Source organism: Pseudomonas eutrophicaquae, assembly GCF_023544715.1.
GTDB lineage: Bacteria > Pseudomonadota > Gammaproteobacteria > Pseudomonadales > Pseudomonadaceae > Geopseudomonas.
Genome location: NZ_JAMJEZ010000009.1, coordinates 1 through 23,369 on the forward strand (window position 1 = coordinate 1; position 23,369 = coordinate 23,369).

The 23,369-nt window shown below is 64.0% G+C and carries 20 protein-coding genes and 1 pseudogene; all 21 read left to right on the plus strand.

Annotated elements, in window-relative coordinates; genetic code table 11:
- Window positions 1–966, plus strand: a 966-nt coding sequence (locus MXC11_RS12160) for a calcium-binding protein (protein WP_284060408.1), incomplete at its 5' end; no start/stop codon positions are given.
- A 204-nt stretch (window positions 967–1,170) separates the two neighbouring features.
- Window positions 1,171–2,844, plus strand: a complete 1,674-nt coding sequence (locus tag MXC11_RS12165) for a calcium-binding protein (protein WP_284060409.1) — start codon at window positions 1,171–1,173, stop codon at window positions 2,842–2,844.
- Window positions 2,845–2,943: 99 nt separating this feature from the next.
- Entirely contained in the window at window positions 2,944–5,703 is a 2,760-nt protein-coding gene (locus MXC11_RS05945) for a Mur ligase family protein (protein WP_250006523.1), read from the plus strand.
- Window positions 5,694–6,365, plus strand: coding sequence for a hypothetical protein (locus tag MXC11_RS05950; RefSeq protein ID WP_250006525.1), 672 nt, complete (start codon window positions 5,694–5,696; stop codon window positions 6,363–6,365). Before MXC11_RS05945 ends, MXC11_RS05950 begins: the two co-directional genes overlap by 10 nt.
- A gap of 4 nt (window positions 6,366–6,369) precedes the next feature.
- Window positions 6,370–6,969: a hypothetical protein gene (locus MXC11_RS05955; protein ID WP_250006527.1), complete on the plus strand. Its 600-nt coding sequence runs from the start codon at window positions 6,370–6,372 to the stop codon at window positions 6,967–6,969.
- Entirely contained in the window at window positions 6,938–7,591 is a 654-nt protein-coding gene (locus tag MXC11_RS05960; protein WP_250006529.1) for a Fe2+-dependent dioxygenase, read from the plus strand. Before MXC11_RS05955 ends, MXC11_RS05960 begins: the two co-directional genes overlap by 32 nt.
- A gap of 98 nt (window positions 7,592–7,689) precedes the next feature.
- Window positions 7,690–9,081 (plus strand): glycosyltransferase, encoded by a 1,392-nt coding sequence (locus tag MXC11_RS05965; RefSeq protein WP_250006531.1) that lies wholly within the window; start codon window positions 7,690–7,692, stop codon window positions 9,079–9,081.
- A 29-nt stretch (window positions 9,082–9,110) separates the two neighbouring features.
- Window positions 9,111–10,931, plus strand: a complete 1,821-nt coding sequence (locus tag MXC11_RS05970; RefSeq protein WP_250006533.1) for a glycosyltransferase family 4 protein — start codon at window positions 9,111–9,113, stop codon at window positions 10,929–10,931.
- Window positions 10,932–11,052: 121 nt separating this feature from the next.
- Window positions 11,053–11,979, plus strand: coding sequence for a glycosyltransferase family 2 protein (locus MXC11_RS05975; RefSeq protein WP_250006535.1), 927 nt, complete (start codon window positions 11,053–11,055; stop codon window positions 11,977–11,979).
- On the plus strand, window positions 11,976–12,941 hold the full coding sequence (locus MXC11_RS05980) for a UDP-glucuronic acid decarboxylase family protein (RefSeq protein ID WP_250006537.1): 966 nt from the start codon (window positions 11,976–11,978) through the stop codon (window positions 12,939–12,941). The genes MXC11_RS05975 and MXC11_RS05980 overlap by 4 nt, the downstream gene beginning before the upstream one ends.
- A 54-nt stretch (window positions 12,942–12,995) precedes the next feature.
- A pseudogene (locus MXC11_RS05985) lies at window positions 12,996–13,283 on the plus strand (UDP-glucose 6-dehydrogenase); the annotation flags it as partial.
- Window positions 13,264–13,938: a hypothetical protein gene (locus MXC11_RS05990; RefSeq protein WP_250006539.1), complete on the plus strand. Its 675-nt coding sequence runs from the start codon at window positions 13,264–13,266 to the stop codon at window positions 13,936–13,938. The pseudogene MXC11_RS05985 and the gene MXC11_RS05990, both read left to right, overlap by 20 nt.
- Before the next feature lie 213 nt (window positions 13,939–14,151).
- The gene (locus MXC11_RS05995; protein WP_250006541.1) at window positions 14,152–15,426 is read left to right on the plus strand and encodes a Wzz/FepE/Etk N-terminal domain-containing protein; all 1,275 of its coding nucleotides are present in this window, start codon (window positions 14,152–14,154) and stop codon (window positions 15,424–15,426) included.
- Between the two features lie 91 nt (window positions 15,427–15,517).
- On the plus strand, window positions 15,518–16,633 hold the full coding sequence (gene rfbB / locus MXC11_RS06000; RefSeq protein WP_250006543.1) for a dTDP-glucose 4,6-dehydratase: 1,116 nt from the start codon (window positions 15,518–15,520) through the stop codon (window positions 16,631–16,633).
- Window positions 16,630–17,529, plus strand: coding sequence for a dTDP-4-dehydrorhamnose reductase (rfbD, locus tag MXC11_RS06005; protein ID WP_250006545.1), 900 nt, complete (start codon window positions 16,630–16,632; stop codon window positions 17,527–17,529). Before rfbB ends, rfbD begins: the two co-directional genes overlap by 4 nt.
- Window positions 17,526–18,410 (plus strand): glucose-1-phosphate thymidylyltransferase RfbA, encoded by an 885-nt coding sequence (gene rfbA / locus MXC11_RS06010; protein WP_250006547.1) that lies wholly within the window; start codon window positions 17,526–17,528, stop codon window positions 18,408–18,410. The genes rfbD and rfbA overlap by 4 nt, the downstream gene beginning before the upstream one ends.
- Window positions 18,407–18,973: a dTDP-4-dehydrorhamnose 3,5-epimerase gene (gene rfbC, locus MXC11_RS06015; protein ID WP_250006549.1), complete on the plus strand. Its 567-nt coding sequence runs from the start codon at window positions 18,407–18,409 to the stop codon at window positions 18,971–18,973. The genes rfbA and rfbC overlap by 4 nt, the downstream gene beginning before the upstream one ends.
- A 43-nt stretch (window positions 18,974–19,016) precedes the next feature.
- On the plus strand, window positions 19,017–20,294 hold the full coding sequence (locus MXC11_RS06020; RefSeq protein WP_250006551.1) for an oligosaccharide flippase family protein: 1,278 nt from the start codon (window positions 19,017–19,019) through the stop codon (window positions 20,292–20,294).
- Entirely contained in the window at window positions 20,291–21,292 is a 1,002-nt protein-coding gene (locus MXC11_RS06025; RefSeq protein ID WP_250006553.1) for an EpsG family protein, read from the plus strand. Before MXC11_RS06020 ends, MXC11_RS06025 begins: the two co-directional genes overlap by 4 nt.
- A gap of 57 nt (window positions 21,293–21,349) precedes the next feature.
- On the plus strand, window positions 21,350–22,285 hold the full coding sequence (locus MXC11_RS06030) for a glycosyltransferase family 2 protein (protein WP_284060410.1): 936 nt from the start codon (window positions 21,350–21,352) through the stop codon (window positions 22,283–22,285).
- A gap of 9 nt (window positions 22,286–22,294) precedes the next feature.
- Complete coding sequence (locus MXC11_RS06035; protein WP_250006557.1) at window positions 22,295–23,368, plus strand: glycosyltransferase family 4 protein; 1,074 nt, start codon at window positions 22,295–22,297, stop codon at window positions 23,366–23,368.
- Window position 23,369 lies beyond the last annotated feature (1 nt).

Here is a 23,369-nt window from a genome sequence, read left to right on the forward strand (position 1 = left end):
ACCCTGGAGGAAGGCACCGCAGACGCCGCCGATCTGCAGGCGATTCTTGACGGCAACGGCACCGGCACCGTCGATGCCACGGCACTGACCGCGATCGATGGCACATCCGCCGCCGTAGCGGCGCTGGTCGCGAACGACGACATCACCCTGCCGACCACCTTCGACTCGATCCTCAGCGGAACCTTCAGCGTTGACGACATCAACGAGATCGATGCCGCCAACGGCGAGGACATCATCACCTACAACGGCACCAGCGGTGACGACACGCTGGACTTCACCGGCGTGACCAGTGCGCTAGTCGTCAATGGCCTGGCCGGCAATGACACGATCACCGGCGGCAGCGGCGCCGACACCCTCAACGGCGGTGAAGGCAACGACACCCTCACCGGCGGCAGCGGCGCCGACACCCTGACCGGCGGCAGCGGCGATGATCTGTTCAGCCTCAAAGGGGTCAGCACGGCAGCAGACCGGGATGTGGTGAAGGACTTCAGCTTCATCGAGGCCGACCGGGTGGGTCTGGATGCGAGCCTCACGCTGGCAGAAACAGCCGTGGATAATCCTGCGGCATTTTTCGAGCATGCTTTCAGCGCGACAAACACGGGTAACACGCCGACGGCTGACTACAAGATGAACCTGGTGGGTAACACCCTTGATGTAATCGCGCTGAATGACCTGGACCAGGACCGGGCTGATCTGTCAGGCGCAACCAATGGCAGCGAGCTGCTCAAGATGTTCTACACGACAGCGAGCGTTAGCGAGGGCACTAGCATTACCTCGCTGCAGTTCGAGACTGACGTTGCCGAGACTGGCGTTGCGCTGTATCTGCTCGCCTACGATAACGGCAACGCCTACCTCTATCGGGCTACCGGCGATAGCTATGTGCAGGCGAGTGATATCACCCTGGTGGGCACCTTCGAGAACGTCACGACGGGCGCCTTCGTTGCGGGTGATTTCGTGATGGTGTGAGGTGAGCCTGGGCGGTGACGGCCTTCGCGGCCGGCAGATGCCGCCGCAGGCCGTACCCCTCCATTCGTCGTAATACGCCAGACCCCGTCTTCCCGAAGGCGGGGTCTGTGCGTGATGCTGGTAAACAATACGGCGAGCGTGCCGCACCCTGGGCACCCCGTCAGCACACCGGTGCGCCGGTCTATCATCAAGGCAGGAAGCAAGATGGGCATAGCAGTCAAAAACCTCAAAAACGGCGCTCGCCTTACCTTCACTGACGGCAGCGAGAATATCCTCTACCAGGGCACTTCGCGGATCGAGAGCATCACCCTCGGCAACGCAGGCACCTACCTGCTGCGCAACATCGAGAACGTGCGCGGCAGCAGCGGTGCCGACATCGTCACCCTGCAGAACCCGGCCCAGGGCGTCGGCAGCCTGAACCTTGGCCGCGGTTATGACGTGCTGAAAATGGAGGGCAGCTTCGACGATGCGCGCGACACACAGCTGGTCAACATCGAAGAGGTGGCCCTGGCCGCGGATGGCCTGACGCTGAACCTGAGCGCCCAGACAGAAGGCTTCATCATCCAGGGTTTTGCGAGCGGCGCTTCGACGATCGTAGGCGGCAGCGGTAATGACACCCTCACCGGCGGCGTGGGTAACGACGACCTTGCCGGCGGCAGCGGTAATGACACCCTCACCGGCGGCGTGGGTAACGACACCCTCACCGGCGGCGTGGGTAACGACACCCTCACCGGCGGCGCCGGGGCGGACCGTCTGGAGGGTGGCGCCGGCGACAATGTCTACCTGTTCAATACCGGCGATGTGCAGGCGGGCGAGGCGGTTTACCTCTACAACGGTCCCGATGCCACCCATACCTTCCGCGTGCAGAGCTCCACCGATTTTCGTGCGCTGACCACCTTCGAGACCGATGCAGACGGTAATGTCTACGGTGGCGGCAGGTTGTGGGGGCTGGACCGGATCGAGATCGCCGAAGGGCAGGAGGCGCTGTTCTCGGTGGCGCAGTTTAGAGATCACTACTACGACTCCCTGACGGTGCAGGGGACGGCGGGCGGTGAGACCGAGGTGCTGAGCATCAAGGGCACCGAGTTCGGCGAGTACCTGTGGCTGTTCAATCCGCGCCTGCAAGATGCACAGCTGGTGATTGACATGGGTGCCGGTGATGACGGGATCGATCTGTACAACGATTGGTACTACTTTGGGGAGCCGTCTGCACCGGTCGTCATCACGGGGGGGGATGGCAACGATTGGATTAGGGTCTACGGCGGCACCATGACCAGTGGGGCTGAGCTGTCTGGCGGCGCGGGTAACGATACCCTCTACAGTGCTATGGGCAGTGACATCCTCACCGGCGGTACCGGGGTCGATATGTTGTATCTGGGCGTGGACAGCGTCACTGACACCGTGCGCGCGGCCGAGGGTGATGGCGTCATCCTGACGAAAGCCGTGCCAGCCCATGAGGCGGTTGATCGTGTGTATCAGTTTGTCGGCGGCACCGACCAGTTCACGGTCAGTGGCGCGGCAAGCAGTGTGGTGCTGGGCGGTGTGGGGGTAGTGCAGACGCCAGGCAGCGCCTTCGCGGATGTGGCGACCGGCACCTTCGATCTGAACGGCACCATCGCCGGCGCCTTCATCACCGGCGCCAACGCCGGCAATCTGCGTGACTACACCACGGTGAGCACGGCCATCGGTACGCTGCAGAACGAGGCGCAAGGCGCCGAAGCCTACTTTGTGCTGGTGGATGACGGTGGCACCTACGGCATCTACCACTTCGTCTCCACGGCAGCAGACGGCGTAGTGGGTGAGGGGGAGCTGGAGCTGCTGGGCATGCTCCTTGGCGCCAGCGGGCCTGTGACGGCGGCCGACTTCCTCTTCTACTGAGTCAGCCAGGGCCAGCAGGGGACAGACCACGACAGCGCTGCGCTCAGGGACTGCTCCCTGGGCGCCCGCTCGTGTCCATGCCTTCTGGGAATACCCTTGATGATTTCTGCCTTTCATATCCAGCGCCTGCAGTTCTTTCGTGGTGGCCACGCCGGTCTGGCCGAACCCACCGCCCGTCTGAGCCTGCGCTGGGACGGCCATCCCGACGACTGGCCCGCCACCGAGGCGCATTGGCGCCAGCAGGCGCTGGCGCTGTGCCCGCCCGAGGTGCTGCCGCGCCCCGAGGCTTGCGACTGGCCCCACGCCTGGTGCCAGCCAGCGCCCATCTCCATCCCCAGCCCCGCGGCGCAGCAGGCAACGGGCAGGCACCCGGCCGCTGCGCACACGGTGCCCGGCAGTACGCCCGGCACGCCGGGCCACTGGGTGCTGGCGCTGACCTGTGCCTTGCAGCAATGGAGCCGCGATGCGCTGGGTGCTGGCCGGCTGCTGAGCGAGCAACCGGGCGGCGTCGAGCTGGCGCTGCCCTGGCAGCGCGAGGCGACCTGCCGTGAGGCCCTCAATCACGCCCTGCGCCTGTTGCTGCTCTGGAGCCATCCTGCCATCCCCAGCGAGACCGTCCGCGCGCTGCACACCGAGCGTCAGGCCTGGCTGATCCGCCAGCAGGGCGGCGGGTTGCCACCCAATACCCTGCGTTTTGCCCAGGCCGCCCGGGCGCGGGGCATTCCGCTGGTGCAGCGCGACGGGCTGATCCAGCTGGGCTGGGGCCGGCACAGCCGCCGGCTCGACAGCAGCTTCACCGATGCCACCGGGGTGATCGCCACCCGTCTGGCCCGGCAGAAGATCCAGACCAGCCGGCGGCTGGCCGAGAATGCCCTGCCGGTGCCCGCCGGCGCGCAGGTCGCCACCCTGGAGGCCGCCCGCCAGATCGCCGAACAGCTCGGCTGGCCGGTGGTGGTCAAGCCCGCCAGTGAGGATCAGGGCCGCGGCGTCGCGCCTGACCTGCGCGATGCCGCGGCCTTTGAGGCCGCCTTTGCCACCGCCCAGGCCCTGAGCCCGGGGGCGGTGATTGTCGAGAAGCACATCGAGGGGGCCGACTACCGCCTGCTGGTGGTCGGTGGCCGGCTGCGCATGGCCACCCGGCGCATCCCCGCCGGGGTCACCGGGGATGGCCAGCACAGCCTGCAGGCGCTGGTCGAGCAGGCCAACGCCGACCCGCGCCGCGGCCACGACAAGCGCAGCCTGCTGCTCTGCCTGCACCTCGATGACCCCGAGGCCCGGCGCTGCCTGGCCGAGCAGGCGCTGAGCCACACATCGGTGCCCGCTGCCGGGCGCTTTGTCTACCTGCGCAAGACTGCCAACATCAGCACCGGCGGCACCGCCGAGGATGTCACGGCACAGCTTCACCCCGACAACCGTCTGCTGGCCGAGCGGGCCGCCCGGATCATCGGGCTGGACATTGCCGGGGTGGACTTTCTCTGCCCGGACATCACCCGCAGCTGGCGCGAGGTGGGCGGGGCGATCTGCGAAGTGAATGCCCAGCCGGGTTTTCGCGTGCATTGGCTCGGTGATCCGCAGCGCGACATCAATGGCGAGATTGTCGACTGGCTGATGCAGGGCGGTGATGGCCGCATCCCCACCGCCGCCATCACCGGTACCAACGGCAAAAGCACCACGGCCCGCATGCTGCACCACATCTGGCAGGCCAGCGGCCGCACCTGCGGGGTGACCACCACCGCCGGCACCTGGGTGGGGGAGGCGCTGATCAGCCGCGACAACCTCTCCGGCCTGCCCGGTGCGCGCCTGCTGCTGGACGACCCGGCCGTGGAGGCCGCCGTGCTGGAGCTGCCGCGCAAGGGACTGCTGGTCTTTGGTCACCCCTGCGACGCCTACGACGTCGCCGCCTTGCTCAACGTGCAGGATGACCACATCGGCGCCGATGGCATCGACACCCTGGAGCAGATGGCCGCCCTCAAGGCCGAGGTGCTCGAGCGCGCCCGCCACGCGGTGGTGATCAATGCCGATGATCCGTTGTGCCTGGCAATGCGTTCGCGTGCCACCTGCAGCCGCCACCTGCTGGTGTCCCGTACCGCTCACTCCCCAGCCTTGCAGGCCCATCTGGCGGTGGGGGGCGAGGGGGTGTTTGTTCAGCCTCATGCCGGCCAGCCGTGGATCGTGCTGGCCGAAGGCGCCCGCCAGACCCCGTTGCTGGCGCTGGCCGCCATCCCCGCGACCCTCGCGGGCCAGTTGCCCTACAACGAGCAGAATGCGCTGTTTGCCGTGGCGCTGGCCTGGGCGCAAGGCATCGAGCCGGCCACTATCGCCCGGGCACTGGCAGGTTTTGGCCTCAGCGTTCGGGACAATCCCGGGCGCTACAACCTGATCGAGGGGCTGCCGTTCGAGCTGCTGGTCGATTTTGCCCATAACCCCGACGGGGTGAATGGTCTGCTGGCGCTGCTGCGCCAGCGTCCCCCCCGTGGCCGGCGCTGGCTGGTCAACATGATGGTCGGCAACCGCTTCCGTCAGCACCTGGAGCATCTGCTGGAAGGCGCACTGCCGCTGTTCGGGCAGTATGTGCTCAGCGGTCGCCACGAGGTGACCCGTCTCTCGGCCGACTGGCGGTCGGCATCCGATCCGCTGGCGGCGATGCTCGAGCATGGGCGGGACTATCTGCAGGCCCGCGGTGTTGCCGCGCAGGCGATCATCACCGACCCGGATCCGGCCTCTGCCATCACCCGGGCACTGGCCGCCGCACAGCCGGGGGATCAGGTGGTGATGCTGGTCAAGCCCTGGGTGGCCCTGCCGCTGATCGAGCAGTGGCAGGCCGCGCAGGCGCAGGCAGAGAGGCGCCCATGCAACTGAGCTGGACACAGGCCTACCACGGCGCCAGTCCGCTGGCGGCGGAGCCGGTGGTGGTGGGGCAATTGCGCGCCACCCCTGCAGAGTGCCAGCAGGCCGCGTCGGCGGCGGTTGCGCTGCAGCGCCATTACCCTCACTGGCTGGGGGCTGAGCCAGACCCATCGCCAGCCGGCGCCATGCTGCAGGAGAGCGCCTTGCCGGCGGTGGCACCGGGCGAGCCTGGCCTGGCCGGCCTTGAGCGGCTGGCCCGCCAGGCGGTGCGCTGGGCGCTGGCGGCCCTCAACGAGGTGCGTGGTTATCTGCATGAGGCCGGTGCCGCCGCCGGAGAGGAGGGCGTGCAGCTGTGGGTGGGGTTTCACGATCCGCAGCTCAGCCAGAGCGCCCTGCAGCTTGCGCTGCAGACCGCACTGCGCAGTGTGCAGGCGGACTTTTCCCCCGCGATGGCAGAGCCGGCCTTGCAGGCCTTGTGGCAGCAGTGTCGACAGCGCCACCCGGACTACCAGGCGCACATCCTGATGAGTGCCGCCCGGCACCGTGGCGTACCGGTGCTGCCGTTCGATGCTGCGCTGCGTTTGTGGCAGTTCGGCTGGGGGCAGCGCTCGCGGGTGTTCTTTGAGTCCAATTCGAACCATACAGGTCCATCCGCAGATCCGTGCAGCGGCTGAAACCGTGGCGCGCACGCTGGGCCTGCGCATGCTCGGTCTGGACTACATCACCCCGGACATCAGCCAGCCCTGGCAAGCCGTGGGCGGCTGCTTTATCGAGATCAACGCGGTACCGGCTCTGGATGTCAGTCGCGAGCAGCTGCTGCAGATGGGGCTGGCGGCGCTGGGCGCTGAGCCGGCAGCCATTCCGGTGCTGCTGCTGGTCTTGCCTGAGGCTCAGCGTGTGGCCTGTGCAGACTGGCTGGCGGCGCGGTCTGCACGACCGGCGCTCGGCTGGCTGTGCGGTGAGCAGCTGTCGGTCAATGCCGCCGCCTGGCCGGTTACCGGGTCGCTGGCGCAACGCGTGGCCATGCTGCTGCGCCATCAGTGCGTCGAGCGGGCGCTGGTGGTCTGCAGCGCCGCCGAGCTGCGCGAAGGCTTGCCGCTGTCTGCCCTGACTGGCGCGCTCATCTGGCCGGGCGAGCTGGACGAGGCCTGGCAGCAGGTGCTGACGCGCCATGCCGAGGCACTCCATACGGTACGCTCACCTGCCCAGTGGCAGGCTATCCTGCAATCATTTTGCGAGTTCCCCCATGCACCTGATCAACGCCCTGTCCCCCGATGACCTGCAACGCCTGCGCACCGCCCTGGCAGCGGCCGACTGGCAGGATGGCACGGCCACTGCCTACGGTAGCGCCCGCCAGCGCAAGTGCAACCAGCAGGTGACCGAGGCCGACCCGGCGCTGGGCGGCCTGTTTCGTGGCTTGCGCACCTTCTTGCTCAACCATGAGCCGCTGCGCCAGCTGGCCTGGCCCCGTGCGCTGCTCAACCTGCGTGCCGCGCGCTACGGGGTGGGGGATGCCTACGGCTGGCATGTCGATCAGGCGGTGATGGGCAGCCAGCGCTCTGACCTGAGCTTTACGCTGTTTGTCAGTGCGCCGGACAGCTACCAGGGCGGTGAGCTGGAGCTCGATCACGGTCACCACAAGGTGCGGGTCAAGGGCGAGGCCGGGCAGCTGCTGGTCTACCCGACCGGCACCTTGCATCAGGTCTGCCCGGTGACCGCCGGGGAGCGTCTGGTGGTCGTCGGCTGGATCGAGTCGCTGGTGCCGCGCGCGGACGATCGCGAGCTGCTGTTCACCCTGGCCAGCGAGCTGACCCGCCTCAAGGCGCTGATCGATGATCCGGCCTCGTTCGACCGCCTCAACGCCCTGCAGCAGAACCTGATCCGCCGCCTGGCCCACTGAGCCCCGGCCTGCGCTGCCCATCGCCGTGCGCCGGGGATGTTGGTCTGCCGGGCCTGAGCCATTATGCTGGCCCGCGCTCAATCACAGGACACCCCATCATGGACCGCAAGACCGCCAAGCCGGCCACCTCTGCCCGTAACGCCCAGACCACGCCCAAGGCCAAGCCCGCCGCCGCCCGCCGCAAGGCGACGGGCCAGACGAACGCCCAGGCATCCGCCAGCGCCGCCGCTCGCAAACCCCGCCTGCTGTGGGCCAACCCGTTCTGCCTGCTCGATACCTCCAGCGGGGCGTCGATGGCCGTGCGCGAGATGCTGCTGCAGCTGGTCGCTCAGGGGTGGGAGGTGAGGGTGCTGGGGGCAACCATCTTTGATGCCGACAAGGGCACACTGCGTCTGCGGCCGCACTGGTCGACCTTCGAGGCGCGCCATAACAGCATTGTTACCGTCAATGATGGCCCGCTGGTACACCGTCTGCTGGCGACCCGCAGCATTGTCCGCCAACAGATGACCGCACAGGAGGAGGGCACCTGGTATACCGCTTACCTCAAGTTGCTGGAGACCTTCAAGCCGGATCTGGTGTACTTCTACGGCGGCCAGACCCTCGACATGCTGATCCCCGATGAGGCTCATGCCCGTGGCATTCCGGTCGCAGCCTATCTGGCCAACGGCAACTATCAGGCCACGCGCTGGTGCCGGGATGTCGATCTGATCATCACCGACAGCCAGGCCACGTCCGACATGTATGCCGAGAGGCAGGGCTTTCGTGCCGTACCGGTCGGCGCCTTCATCGACCCGGCGCCGGTACTGGCCAGCCAGCACAGCCGCCAGCATGTGCTGCTGGTCAACCCGTCGCTGGCCAAGGGGGCCGGGATTGTCATCCAGCTGGCGCTGCAGCTGGAAAAGCGCCGGCCCGACATCACCTTTGAGGTGGTCGAATCCCGTGGCAACTGGCACCAGCTGGTGCGCCAGATCAGCAGCGCGCTGGGTGAGCCGCGCGAGTCGCTGCGCAATGTCATCGTCACCCCCAACACCACCGACATGCGCCCGATCTACGGCCGCGCCCGCCTGCTGCTGGCGCCAAGCCTGTGGTGGGAGAGCTTTGGCCGGGTGGCGGCCGAGGCGATGATGAACGGCATCCCGGCGCTGGTCAGCAACCGCGGTGGCCTGCCGGAGGTGATCGGTAACGGCGGCCTCAAGGTCGACTTCCCGGCCGACTGCTACGAAGCGCCCTACACCAAGCTGCCGAGCCCGGAACTGCTGCAACCGCTGATCGCCTGCATCGAGCGCTTCCATGACGATCCGGCGTTCTACCAGCGCTACGCCGAGCGCGCCCTGCAACAGGGCCAGCACCACCGCATTGAGGTCAGTACCCAGCGCCTGCTCGACGCCTTCGCACCGCTGATCGCCCAGCGGGCGGGGGATCGTGATCCTGCGGCGACGCTGCGCGGGCACAAGCAGCTACGGCCCGAACGCGAGGCAGTGGCCCGCTGAAGGGCGGCACTCTGCAAGGAACCCGTGTCATGAGCCGATCTGATCCCGCTACACCCGCCCGTTTGCCGCGTCTGCTATGGGTCAGCCCTCGTTGCCTGCTGGATACCTCCAGCCCTGCAGCGATTCGGGCGCGCCAGCTGTTGCAGCAGCTGGCCAGGCTCGGCTGGGAGGTGGAAATCCTGGGCGCCACCGTGTTCGGGCGTCCGGAAGGCCGCCTGTCCCTGCAGGCCAGCTGGGCGGCTGTCGTGGCTCAGCGCGGTGGGTGGGTCACGATCAATGATGCGGCCCTGAGTCATCGCGTTCATGTGACCCGTGACACGCAGCGCCTGCAGATGGGGTCTGACGAGTCGCTGAGTCTGTTCAATGCCTTTGTCAGCACCTGCGAGCGCCTGCGCCCCGATCTGGTGCTGTGTGAAGCGACGGGCGAGGTGCTGGACATGCTGCTCAGCGCTGAGGCACGCCGCCTCGGGAGCAAGGTGGTGGCCTTGCTCGGTGATCAAGTCTCGGCCGGGCAGCGCTGGTGCCGGGATGTGGATCTGATCCTGACCGAGCGCCCCGAAGTCGCTGCAAGCTGCCTTGAGCGCGACAACCTGACCGTGCGTGCTGTTGCATTCGCCGCACCGCTCACCGCGTCAGCGTCCGGCGAGCCTGTAGCGGCTGAGCCTGCCGTTGAGCTGCTGGCGACGCTGCGCCCTCTGTTGTTGTCGCAGGGCGTCGACTGCGCCATACCCGAACGGGAGGCGCGGCCGGTACGGTTTTCCTCACCGCTGCAGCCCCGTCAGCCTGTCGTAGAGGCGTCGCGTCCCCGCCAGCGTCTGTTGCTCAACAGCCTGATCGGCGGGCCTACCTCGATGGGGCGGGTCGGCGAGGCGTTGCTGCGCCACCTGCAGGCCTGTCCGGGCATCGAGGCGCGACTGCTGCCGTTCAAGCAGGAGCCGATGCTGGGCCGCTGGCCGGAGTGGATTGCCCGCTGCGTGGACTATCGGCCCGAGCGCCGGATGTTCGATCAGCAGATCAAGTTCTGCTCGGTGCGCGAGGCTCATCAGCGGCGTCTGGCGCATGAGGTCACCCCTTGGTTTTTCCATGATGTGGACGGGCTGCCGGCATCCTGTGTGCAGGCGCTGAACAGCAACGATCGGGTATATGCCTGCAGCCACTTCGTTGCATCGGTGTTCAAGCGTCACGGCGTGACGGTGCCCGTCGAGGTGCTGGGGCATGGATTTGATCCCGAGGTGTACCGCTATGTGCCGCGTGCCCGTGGGGAGTGGTTTACCTTCCTCTGTGTGGCCGAGCACACGGCCCGCAAGAACCTGCCGATGCTGATCCGCGCCTTCGAGCGTGCCTTTGCCGCCACACCCGGCGTACGCCTGCGCCTCAAGACCGGTGTGCATGATGCCTCGCAGCTGCGCAGCCTGATTCGCGACCCCGAGCGCGTGTGGCTCGATACCCGCCTGCGTGCCGGAGATGCCGAGATGGCGCAGCTGTATCAGGAGGCGGACTGCTTTGTATTGCCGACGCGCCTGGAGGGATTTGGCATGCCGATCCTTGAAGCCATGGCCACGGGGCTGCCGGTGATCGTCACCGACTACAGCGGGCATCTGGATTTCTGTAATGCCGATAACGCCTGGCTGATTCGCAGCAAAGGGCTGGTTGCCGCCGATACGCGCTGCTTCCCCCATCTGCCGGGGCTTTGGAGCGAGCCGTGCGAGGAGCACCTGATCGAGCTGATGCGTGGTGCCGTGGCCGACTACGAGGCCACTCAGGCGCGCGGCCTGCGCGGCTGGCAGCACGTGCAGGATGGCTGGACCTGGACGGCCCAGCTGGGCCGGGTGTTTGCCCCGCAGGCATGAATGGTCGCGCAGCGGCCCTGGTAGGTCGAGGGTGAGCCGTTATCCTGGCATGCAGGAGCCGTGGCAGGTCATGCTGCCTGCTTGTCCAATTCAAGTCTGGTCATAGCCTGAAAGGAACAGTATGTCCCCCAAGATCTCTGTCATTTTCCCCGTCGGTGACCGGCTGCCGTTTCTGGCCGAAGCCATTGAGTCGATCCTCGCGCAGACCTTCACCGACTTCGAGCTGCTGGTGGTGCTCGATGGGGTGTCCGAGCCGGTACGCGCCTGCGTGGCCAGCTATGGGGATGCCCGTATCCGCTGCATTGACCTGCCCCTCAACATGGGGGTCAGCAATGCGCGCAATGTCGCGATCGCGCAAGCCAGGGCGCCTTATCTGGCGCTGATGGACTCGGATGATGTGGCGTTGCCGGAGCGCTTTGCCCGCCAGTATGCCTTCATGCAGGCCAACCCGCAGGTCACCGTCTGCGGCAGTAATTCAATCAAACTGCTCAAGGATGGGCGCCGTGTCCCCATGCGTTATCCGCAGACTGACGGGCTGATCAAGTCGCGCCTTTTGGTCGTGAATGCGGCCATTCTCAACCCGACAGCCATGCTGCGCAGCGAGTTCGTCCACCGTCACGCCCTGCGCTACGACGCCAACTTCCCCCGTGATCATGACCACCGTTTCTATGTCGAGATGCTGCGTCAGGGGGCTGTGTTCCATGGGCTGCAGGAGGAGCTGCTGCTCTATCGCCGTCATGAGGGCAACATCACCCAGAATCGCGAGGGGGTGGATGAGGAGAAGACCCGCGTGCGCGAGGCGCTGTGGCCGCTGTTCTTCCCCGAGCTGACCGCACGGGAGGCACGCATTCTGCTGCGTGGCCTGTGCCAGCAGCTCAGCCTCGACATGCTGGAGGCCTGCGAGCTGGTGGCGGCGTGCAACAAGGCGCTGGGTGAGCAGCGGGTCTTTTTCGGCGAGGACCGTGCCGAGCTGCAACGGCAGATCGGCCAGGCCCGGCAGCGGGTGCTGTCAGCCTTGCAGGCTTCTGCGAAGGGGGTGGGAGCGTGACCGGCAGAGCCTCTACGGGGCAGCGGGTCTTGGTGACGGGCGGGGCGGGCTTTCTCGGCTCGCACCTGTGCGAGCGTCTGCTGGCGCAGGGCCACGAAGTGCTCTGCGTGGATAACTGCTTCACGGGCGACAAGCGCAATATCCGCCATCTGCTCGCCCATCCGCGCTTCGAGTTCCTGCGTCATGATGTCTGCTTCCCGCTGTATGTCGAGGTGGACGCCATCTACAACCTGGCCTGTCCGGCCTCTCCGGTGCATTACCAGCGCGATCCGGTGCAGACCACCAAAACCTCGGTGATGGGCACGATCAACCTGCTGGGCCTGGCCAAGCGCCTGAAGATTCCTCTGCTGCAGGCTTCCACCTCCGAAGTGTATGGCGATCCTGCGCTGCATCCCCAGCCGGAGAGCTACTGGGGCAACGTCAACCCCATCGGCCCGCGTGCCTGCTACGACGAAGGCAAGCGCTGTGCCGAGACCCTGTGTTTCGACTATCACCGTCAGTACGGGCTGGATGTGAAGGTGGTACGAATCTTCAATACCTACGGCCCGCGCATGAACCCGGCCGATGGCCGGGTGGTGAGCAACTTCATTGTCCAGGCGCTGCGCGGCGAGCCGATCACGCTGTACGGTGATGGCGAACAGACACGCAGCTTCTGCTATGTGGATGATCTGCTTGAGGGCTTCCTGCGCATGATGGCAACCCCGCCCGGCTTTGCCGGGCCGGTCAATCTGGGCAATCCGGGCGAGTTCAGCATGCGCGAGCTGGCGCATGAGGTGCTGGAGCTGACCGGATCCGCCTCGACGCTCGAATACCGCCCCTTGCCGGCGGACGACCCGCGTCAGCGTCAGCCGGACATCGCCTTGGCTCGGGCACGGCTTGGCTGGGAGCCGACGGTTGCGCTGCGCGAAGGCCTGATCCGCACCATCGAGCATTTTCGCGGGGTGGTCGATGCCGTCTGCTGAGATGACTTCAGCGGCGCTGGAGCGCGGCATCATCGCGGTCGTGGGGCTTGGCCCATGCTGCTGACCGGGCCGACCGAGGCCGAGGCGATCAAGCTGTTCGCCAATACCTATCTGGCCATGCGTGTGGCCTACTTCAACGAGCTGGACAGCTACGCACAAGCGCACGGGCTGGACAGCCGGGCGATTGTCGAGGGCATCAGCCTGGATCCGCGAGTCGGCACGCACTACAACAACCCTTCCTTCGGTTACGGCGGCTACTGTCTGCCGAAGGATACCCGGCAGCTTTTGGCCAACTACCGGGAGGTTCCGAATGCGCTGATCCGTGCCATCGTCGACTCGAACCGCATTCACTGCAGCTATTCCGGTTGCCGCTGCTGCGCTGGAAACCGCTGAGGCAGCCGCTGAACTGGCGGCCGCCAAGCTGGCCGCCGCTCAAGCCGACGACGCAGCTGCCCTTGAGGTGGTAGAAGCCGCCCAGCTGGCGGTCGGTGCTGCAGCCGAAGGCGTGCCCGCCGCTCAGGCGGAGCTGGAGCTGGCAGAAGTTGCACAAATCGAGGCCGTCGAGGCACTCGATGCGGCCGACGCTGCACTGGTTGCTGCAGAAGTCGTCGTAGGTGCTGCCTTCCTCGCCGCCAACGAGGCCGATGCGGCCCTGCTGGTTGCCGAAGAGGCGGCTACTGAGGCGGCTGAGGCACTGGCAACCCTGCTGGCTGACGATGCTGCCTTGGCTGCCCTGGCTGACGCTCAGGCAGCTGACGCAGCTGCCGGCGTTGAGCTGGCGGATGCCCAGGCCGCTGACGCTGCAGCGGGTGACGAGGTGGAGGTCGCACTGACTGCAGATGCTGCCGCCAACCTGTCGCTGGAAGCGCTGCTGGCCATGCAGTCGCCGGTCGAGGAGCAAGGCACCGAGCAAGGCGCCATGGACGAGCCGGCCGACACCGGTTCCGAGCTGGCCCTGGTGGGTGTGTCCGAGCAGCCCTTCGACGCGCTGGTCTGATGCAAGGTCAGGGGAACCGTTCATCGGCTCTCCTGACCTCGGTGAGCGCTGTATGTTGTAAGCAAGACCCCGTCTCCCGCCTGGGAGGCGGGGTTTTTATTTATTCGGCATTCGCGCAGCGAGATGTCTGAGCTTTCCTGCCTTGCCTGCGTTACGGACCATGCTTAACATGGCGGCCCCGCCTTGACATGCAGACTCAGCAAGAGAGTGATCGTGACAGAACCCGTCGGCACCTACACCCGTCAGGATGAAGCCATCGACCTTCGCGCCCTGTGTGTCAGCCTGTGGAACGGCCGCCGTCTGCTGTTGCTGGTCACGCTGCTGATCACGGCGTGCGCCATCCTCTATGCGGTGCTGGCCACCCCGTATTATGAAGTGCGCAGCCTGCTGCGCCCGGCCGCCATCAAGGATCTGGATGAGCTCAACGGCACGGATGTCTACGAGCTGTCTCCCGAGGATGCCCTCAAGCGGGTCGGCGCGGCACTGGCCTCCTACGAGAACCGCTACGAGTTCGTCCGCTCCAGCGAGGCCCTGAGCAATGCCCTTGCAAAGCCTGGCCGTACCTTCGCCCAGGCCTTCGAGTACTTCAACGATCGCGCCTTCACCATGCTGCAGCCTGATCCGAAAAAGCAGGATGCACTGACGTCCTTTGTCGGTCTCAGCCTGACCTACCCACGCGGAGTCGATGGCGTGGCGCTGGTCAATGGTCTGGTCGAGTTCGCTATTGCGCGTGAGCGGGCTCGTATCGAAGAGGACTTTCGCACCGTAGTGAATAACCGTCTGTCGGTACTGGATCGGCGTATCCAGGCGGCTCGTGCGGCTTACGATGCGGTCAAAGAGGCCGAGATCGCCCGACTGCTGGAGGGCGATACCATCAAGCGCGCCCTGCTTAAAGATGAACTTGAGGCGCTGCGCCAGATGCTGCGTACGCGCCGTGATGACCGTCTGGCAGAGTTGGAAGAGGCGATTGCCATTGCGCGTGCTCTGGGCATTCACAAGCCGACTAATCCGACTTCACTGGGTGAGACGCCGCGTACGGTCCAGGGCAGTGTGATCCGTACCGAGGTCAATAATCAGGATATTCCCCTGCACTTCATGGGGACCGAAGCGCTGAGCGCCGAGCGCAACGCGCTGCGTAAACGCACCTCCGATGACTTCACCGAGCCACGCATTGCCGAGATCCACAAGGAACTGCGCCTGCTGGAACAGAACCGTACTGTGCAGGCTTTCCAGGCACGTGAGAATGATGACCTGTTTCTCAAGGAGCTGGGTGAGCTGCGTGAGGAGGCGGGTCGCCTGCGGGCCCTCAAGGTCGACTTTACCCGTTTGAACCTGGTGCGCATCGACCAGCTGGCCAGCGAGCCACTGCAGCCGATCAAGCCCAGACGTGCGCTGATCGTTGCGGTAGGCATCGTGCTTGGTTTGCTGCTGGGCGCGCTGGTGGTGCTGCTGCGCGACCTTTTGCGTGGTCGGCTGCAGCCGCGCTGATCGATTTCCGGGCGCTGGCCAACGCCTGCTGGCGGCCGCAGGTCATCACTGGTCTGCTCGGTCTGCCGTGTCTTTCAAGGATGCCTTTGCTATGAAGATTCTCGTCACGGGTGGGGCCGGCTTTATCGGTTCGGCCCTGATTCGTCATGTGATCCGCCACACCGGCGACAGTGTGGTCAATCTCGACAAGCTGACCTATGCCGGTAACCTGGAGTCGCTGGCCGAGGCCCGTTTCAGTCCGCGTTATGCCTTCGAGCGGGTGGATATCTGTGATCAGGTGCAGGTCGAACGGGTGCTGCGTGAGCATCAGCCCGATGCGGTAATGCACCTGGCTGCCGAGTCCCATGTCGATCGTTCCATCTCCGGGCCTGCCGCCTTTATCGAGACCAATATTGTCGGTACCTGCAGTCTGCTGGAGGCGGTACGCCAGTACTGGCAGACGCTGGAGGGGGTGCGGCGTCAGGCGTTTCGCTTCCATCATATTTCCACCGATGAGGTGTATGGCGATCTGGACGCGCAGGGGCTGTTCACCGAGCAGACCCCCTATGCGCCCAGCAGCCCCTACAGTGCCAGCAAGGCCAGCTCCGACCATCTGGTGCGCGCCTGGCAGCGCACCTATGGTCTGCCGACCCTGGTGACCAACTGCTCCAATAACTACGGCCCGTGCCACTTCCCCGAGAAGCTGATTCCGCTGATGATCCTCAACGCGCTGGAGGGCAAGCCCTTGCCGGTCTACGGGCGCGGTGATCAGGTACGCGACTGGCTGTACGTGGAGGATCACGCTCGGGCGCTGTATCGGGTACTCACCGGCGGCAAGATCGGTGAAACCTACAACATCGGTGGCCACAACGAGAAGCGCAATATCGAGGTTGTACAGGTGCTGTGCGCGCTGCTTGACGAGCTGCGCCCGCTATCGGCCAATCCCGCCGTGCGTGACGCGATGCGCGCCCGCGGGCTGGCGGGCGGGCATTATCGCGAGCTGATCACCTATGTGCAGGATCGTCCGGGGCATGACCTGCGTTATGCCATCGATGCCAGCAAGATCCAGCGCGAGCTGGGCTGGGTGCCCGAGGAGACCTTCGAGAGCGGTATCCGCAAGACGGTGCAGTGGTATCTGGACAATCCCGAGTGGGTGACCAACGTCAAGAGCGGTGCCTATCAGCAGTGGCTCGATCAGCACTACACCACGCGGATGCTCAGCCCATGAAGATTCTGTTGCTTGGCAAGCAAGGCCAGGTGGGCTGGGAGTTGCAGCGCGCGCTGGCCCCGTTGGGGGAGGTGGTAGCGCTGGATCGCCATGGGGAGGCAGGCTTGTGCGGAAATCTGAGTGATCTGCCCGGCCTGCGGTCGACGCTGCGTGATCTGCGCCCGGACGTAGTCGTGAATGCTGCAGCCTATACGGCGGTGGACAAGGCGCAGGCCGAGCCGCAGCTGGCCACACTGATCAATGCCGAGGCGCCACGCCTGCTGGCCGAGGAGATGCAGGCGCTGGGTGGCTGGCTGGTGCATTACTCGACCGATTATGTCTTTGATGGCTCCGGCACACGGCCCTGGCGTGAGGAGGATGCTACCGCCCCCCTCAATCGGTACGGCCTGAGCAAGTGGTTAGGCGAGCAGGCGATCCGTCAGAGTGGCTGCCAGCATCTGATCCTGCGGACCAGTTGGGTGTATGGCGGCCATGGCAACAACTTTGCCCGCACCATGCTGCGTCTGGCGCGTGAGCGCGAGACGCTGCAGGTCATCGATGATCAGTACGGTGCGCCGACCGGCGCCGAGCTGCTGGCCGATGCCACGGCCCATGCCCTGCGCAGCTTGCCGGCTGCCCCCGAGCGCAGTGGCACCTACCATCTGGCGGCAGCCGGCGAGGTGAGCTGGTACGGTTATGCGTGTCAGGTCATCGAGTATTGGCGTGCCCTTGGTCAGCCACTGCAGGTGCGCGAGATCCGCCCGATCCCGACCTCAGCCTATCCGCTGCCCGCGCCGCGTCCCCATAATTCGCGCCTTGATACCTGTAAATTCACCCGCACCTTCGGTCTGCAGCTGCCTGCCTGGCAGTCCGGTGTGCGGCGCATGCTTGATGAGCTCAAAGGAGTGCCGCTATGAGTCAGCGCAAGGGAATCATCCTCGCCGGAGGTTCTGGCAGTCGCTTGCACCCGATCACTCTCGGGGTATCCAAGCAGTTGCTGCCGATCTACGACAAGCCGATGGTCTATTACCCGCTGTCGGTGCTGATGCTGGCGGGGATTCGCGAGATCCTGCTGATTTCGACCCCGGATGATCTGCCAGGCTTTCGTCGCCTGCTGGGAGACGGCAGCCGTTTTGGCATCTCGCTGCAGTATGCCGAGCAGCCCTCGCCCGATGGTCTGGCGCAGGCTTTTCTCATCGGTGAGGAGTTCATCGGCACTGATAATGTCTGCCTGATCCTCGGTGACAACATTTTCTATGGCCAGCATTTCTCGGCGCACTTGCAAGCTGCCAGCCAGCGCGAGCAGGGCGCGACCATTTTTGGCTATCGGGTGGCCGATCCCGAGCGCTTTGGTGTAGTGGAATTCGATGCTGCCGGGCGGGCCATCAGCATCGAGGAGAAGCCCAGATCGCCCAGATCCCACTATGCGGTGACCGGCCTGTATTTCTATGACAATCAGGTGGTGGATATCGCCCGCTCGATCCGTCCCTCCGCCCGCGGCGAGCTGGAGATCACCGATGTCAACCGTATCTATCTTGAGGCGCAGCGTCTGAACGTCGAGATGCTCGGCCGTGGCTTTGCCTGGCTGGATACCGGCACCCATGAGTCACTGCTAGAGGCAGGGCATTTTGTCCATACCATCGAGCAGCGCCAGGGGCTCAAGGTAGCCTGCCTTGAGGAGATTGCCTTCCATCAGGGCTGGCTGAGCGCCGCGCAGTTGCAGGAGCAGGCGCAGCAGTTGCAGAAGACCGGTTATGGGCAATATCTGATGGCGCTGTTGCGTGAGGTGCATCCATGAAGCTGATCGAGACTCGGATCCCAGGGGTCGTGGTGGTCGAACCGACGCTGTTTGCCGACGAGCGCGGCTGGTTCATGGAGAGCTTCAATGCGGCTCGCTTCGAGGCAGCACTGGCTGCCGCAGGCCTGCCATCGCCGGGTGAGTTTGTGCAGGATAACCACTCTTGCTCGCAGCAGGGTGTGCTGCGTGGCCTGCACTATCAGCTGCCGCCCAATGCCCAGGGCAAGCTGGTGCGTGTGGTGGCAGGTGCAGCCTTTGATGTGGCGGTGGATATCCGTCAGGGCTCACCGACCTTTGGTGAGTGGGTAGGCGTCGAGCTGTCGGCGGCAAATCATCGCATGCTGTGGATACCCGCAGGGTTTGCTCATGGCTTTGTCGCACTGCAGGACAACACGCATTTTCTGTACAAGACCACGGCCTACTACACCAAGGCCGATGAGCGGTGTATCCGCTACGACGATCCCCGTATCGCCATCGCCTGGCCGTCCGGCGTGGCGCTGAAGCTGTCTGACAAGGATCGTGAGGGCGTACTGCTGGCCGATGCCGAGGTCTTTGCGGCCTGATGCGCGCTGTCTGCTGCTGTGATGTACGCCGGGAGCATGCCTGATGAATCTCAGGAATATCCTCTGGAATTTCCTGGGTCTTGGCCTGCCGCTGCTGGTGGCTGCCCTGACGGTGCCTGCGCTGATCAGCACCATTGGCACTGAGCGCTTCGGCTTTTTGGCCCTGGCCTGGGGGCTGATCGGTTATGCCGGCATTCTCGATCTGGGCATGGGCCGGGCGCTGACCCAGCGGATCTCGGCCTTGCGTGATTCGGTGAATGAATCGCACATTCCTGTGGCATTGACCACGGCGGTGACCATCACGATGCTGCTCGGGCTTTTGGGGCTGGCCTTGATCGCGCTGGCGGCCCTGGCTGGCGCAGCCGCGGCGATTCCCCATGAGGCGGTCAGCGTGCAGGAGCTGCGTACAGCACTGCTGCTGCTGGGTGTTGCCTTGCCCTTGCAGGCGCTCAGCGTGGTCTACCGCGGGGTGAATGAGGCCTTCCTGAACTTCAAGTGGATCAGCATCCTGCGTATTGCGCTGGGGGTTGCCAACTTTGCCGGGCCGTTCTGGGTGGCGCAGTACACCCAGGAACTGCCCTGGCTGATGGCAACACTGGTCGGTTCACGGATGCTGGCGTTACTGGTGTTCCGTCATCTGGCGCACGGTTGCCTGCCGGTACCGGCGTCATCGGCAGTGTTCAGCAGGGATGAGGCGGCAACGCTGCTGCGCTTTGGTGGCTGGGTGACCCTGAGCGGGGTCATCAGTCCGTTTCTGGTACAGGCTGACCGCTTTTTTGTCGGCTTTCTGCTGTCCGCTTCGGCGGTGACGCTGTATGTGATCCCCTATGAGCTGGCCATTCAGTCACTGATTCTGGTTGGTGCGATCTCGACGGTGGCGTTTCCGGTGATTGCCCGTCTGGTCATGGTGGATGCGGGGCAGGCGGCAGCCCTGTTCTGGCGCTGGCTGCGACGGGTCGCGGTTTTGATGCTGGTCGGGATGTCTCTGCTGGCGATGCTCTTGCCTCACATTCTTGACCTCTGGGTAGGTGCACAACTGGGCGATGATCTTGATGAGGCGGTGCAGGTCGGGCGCATGCTGTGCCTTGGTGTATTTTTCAATGCACTGGCCTCGATGTTTTATGCCCTGTTGCATGCCCGCGCTCAGGTTCGCAGTACAGCCTTGTTGCATTTGCTGGAGTTGCCGTTATTCGTATTGGCTTTGCTGCTGCTGATTCCGCCGCTGGGGGTGCTGGGCGCTGCCACGGCCTGGATGCTGCGCGTCCTGCTTGATTGCATGGTGCTGGCGTTCTGGGGTGTCCGGGAGCTCTCGGCGCGATGATGAGTACATCAGAGATCCTGGCAGTTCTCCGGAAGGCTTTTTGGCTTCTGGCTTTTTGTCTGCTTGTACCTTTGGTTGGCTTCAGAGTGTATGGGTTTGACAGAGACTACAGATACTACCTGGAGTTTTTTGAGCAGCTTGTTGCTGAGCCGAATTTTGATACCAGGTTTGAGCTGGGTTTTGTATGGCTCACGAAGCTGGTGATCTTTCTGGCTGGGGATGACTTTCTCATTTTCTTGTTGGTGTGCGCCGCAACTTCACTTTACCTGAAGTTCTGGATCATAAGCCGTGGCCCGGCTGGATTTTTTTGCCTTCTACTGTATGTCCTGATCCTTTTGCCCCTGCATGAGATGACTCAGATCAGGATTTCGATTGCAATAGGTTTGGCTATGTTAGGGGTTTTCCTGGCTGCTCGGGAAAGTGCAGCGGGTGGACTTAGCATTAAGGCATTGCTGCTCTTATTAATTGGGGCCTTTTTTCAGTCAAGCATTCTCATCCTGCTGCCGTTCTTTTATATAAAATTTTTTGTGCGCAGCGATCGGATGATCATCCCTGCTGTTCTTCTGACGACTATTTCATTCTGCATGGGTTTTGGTCTGCACCTTACAGCGTTGCTTAATCCATTAATTTCAGCATACTTTGAAAATGGGCTTGAGGGGCAGGTGAACCTTTTTTCCTCGCGCAGTATTGCCTTCATTTTGGTCGTCATGCTTGGGCTGATCTGTTACAGAAGGCTTGATAGCTTGACGCGTATCTTGCTTTGGATCTCATTTTTTGGTTTGTCTAATTACTTCTTTCTGGCTTGGGCTCCGGTTTTTGCGCATCGATTCATGGAGATATCCATGTTCCCGCTTTTGCTCATGGCCTGCCGTCTTCCGCATGGGTTTCGTGCGCTGGCCTTTGCAGTGCTTCTGGGATTAGGGATCTATGTCAACTATCACATGATATATGTGGATCCGTTATTTGCAGATGACTTCGATAGCTGGGATTTTGCGTAGAGAATTTTCCTTGATAATCCCATGGTTTCTCTGGGGCAACACTGGTCGGGTTTTTATATGCGTCAGGCAAGAGTTGATATCGTTATCGTGAATTGGAATGCGGGGCAACAGTTGTCCGACTGTATCGATTCCATTCGCCGCTTTGCCGATGGTCTTGTTGGAGAGATTGTGGTGGTCGACAACGGCTCGGCAGATGGCTCCGAGATGCCGTTCGAGCACAGCACCGATGTACGTCTGCTGCGTACCGGCGCCAATCTGGGCTTTGCCCGTGCCTGCAATCTGGGCGCGCAGGGTTTGCAGGGAGAATTCGTCCTGTTTCTGAACCCCGATGCTCTGCTCTATGAGCAGACCCTTGCGCGCACGCTCGATTGTATGGATCGTCCCGAACAGGCCCGCACCGCTGTCTGTGGCGTGCAGCTGGTTGATGAGCAAGGCCGGATAGCCCGCAGCTGTGCACGATTCCCCACGCCGGCCAGCATGCTCAGCCATGCACTGGGTATTGATCGCCTCCTGCTGCGCTGCGGTTATGTGATGGCCGATTGGGATCACCAGAGCAGCCGTCCGGTTGATCATGTCATCGGCGCCTTTTATCTGGTACGTCGTGCTGCATTCGAGCAGGTAGCCGGATTCGACGAGCGTTTCTTTGTGTACCTGGAGGATCTGGATCTCTCCCAGCGTCTGGGCAAAGCCGGCTGGTCCAGTCTGTATCTTGCTGATGTGCAGGCCTTTCACGCCGGCGGAGGCACGTCCAGCCAGGTCAAGGCCCGAAGACTGTTCTACTCGCTACGCAGTCGGTTGCTGTATGTGTTCAAGCATTTTTCCCGCCCTGCCGCGCTGTCGGTGTTGCTGGTGACGCTGCTGGTCGAGCCGCTTAACCGCACTCTGCTGGCGACACTCCGCGGCTCCTGGGGCAGCATCAAGGAAACCGCTGCCGCCTATGCCATGCTCCTGCGCTGGTGGCCACGCTGGATCCTGCGCGATGAAACAAGGTAGCTGTCATTGATGAATGTATTGTTGCTGTCCAGATACTCGCGGCTTGGGGCCAGCAGCCGCTTGCGCACGCTCCAGTACCTGCCCGAGCTCGAGGCGTCCGGTATTCGGGTGACGGTCCTGAATCTGTTTGATGATCACTATCTGCAGACGCTGTATGCCCATGGCACCCGCAGCCCTGCGCAGGTGCTGACCTCCTACATGCGCAGGCTCCTGCAGTTGCTGGGCAGTTATCGGTATGACCTGCTGTGGATCGAGTGCGAACTGTTTCCCGGGGCTCCGGCATGGTTCGAGCGTTTGCTGGGCCGGCTGGGCAAGCCCTTTGTCGTGGACTATGACGATGCGGTATTCCATCGCTATGACCTGTCCGGTAATCCGCTGGTGCGTCGCTTCATGGCGGGCAAGATCGATGTGGTAATGCAGGCGGCGGCCCATGTGGTTGCGGGTAACGAGTATCTGGCACAGCGTGCCAGGGCGGCGGGCGCTGCCCGGGTTTCCATCATTCCGACCGTGGTTGATCATCACCGTTATGGTCCACGCCAGGGTGATGATCACGCCGCTCTGACGATCGGCTGGATGGGCTCCCCATCGACCCAGAAGTATGTGGTCTCCATCCGTGATGCGCTGGCAACGATCTGCCAGCGCCATGCCGCCCGTCTGCTGCTGGTCGGTGCTTCGCCGCAGATTGCCGCGGAGCTGCACGGGATCGATGTCGACGTCGTGCCATGGCGTGAGGAAAGCGAGGCGCAGCTGATCCGCCAGATGGATATCGGCATCATGCCGCTGCTGGATACACCCTGGGAGCAGGGAAAATGCGGTTACAAGCTGATCCAGTACATGGCGTGCGCCGTACCTGTGGTGGCCTCACCTGTAGGGGTGAATGTGGATATCGTGAAGGGAAGTGGCTCAGGTCTGCTGGCTTCCTCGACCGCGCAATGGTGTGAGGCATTGCATACGCTGGCTGCCTCGCCTGCGGTGCGCCAGCGCTTCGGGGCGGCGGGTTGGCAGGCGGTCCAGAGCCGCTATTCCTTGCAGGCCCAGGCATCGATACTGCGCCAGGTGCTCGAGCAGGCGGCGTCTCGGTGAT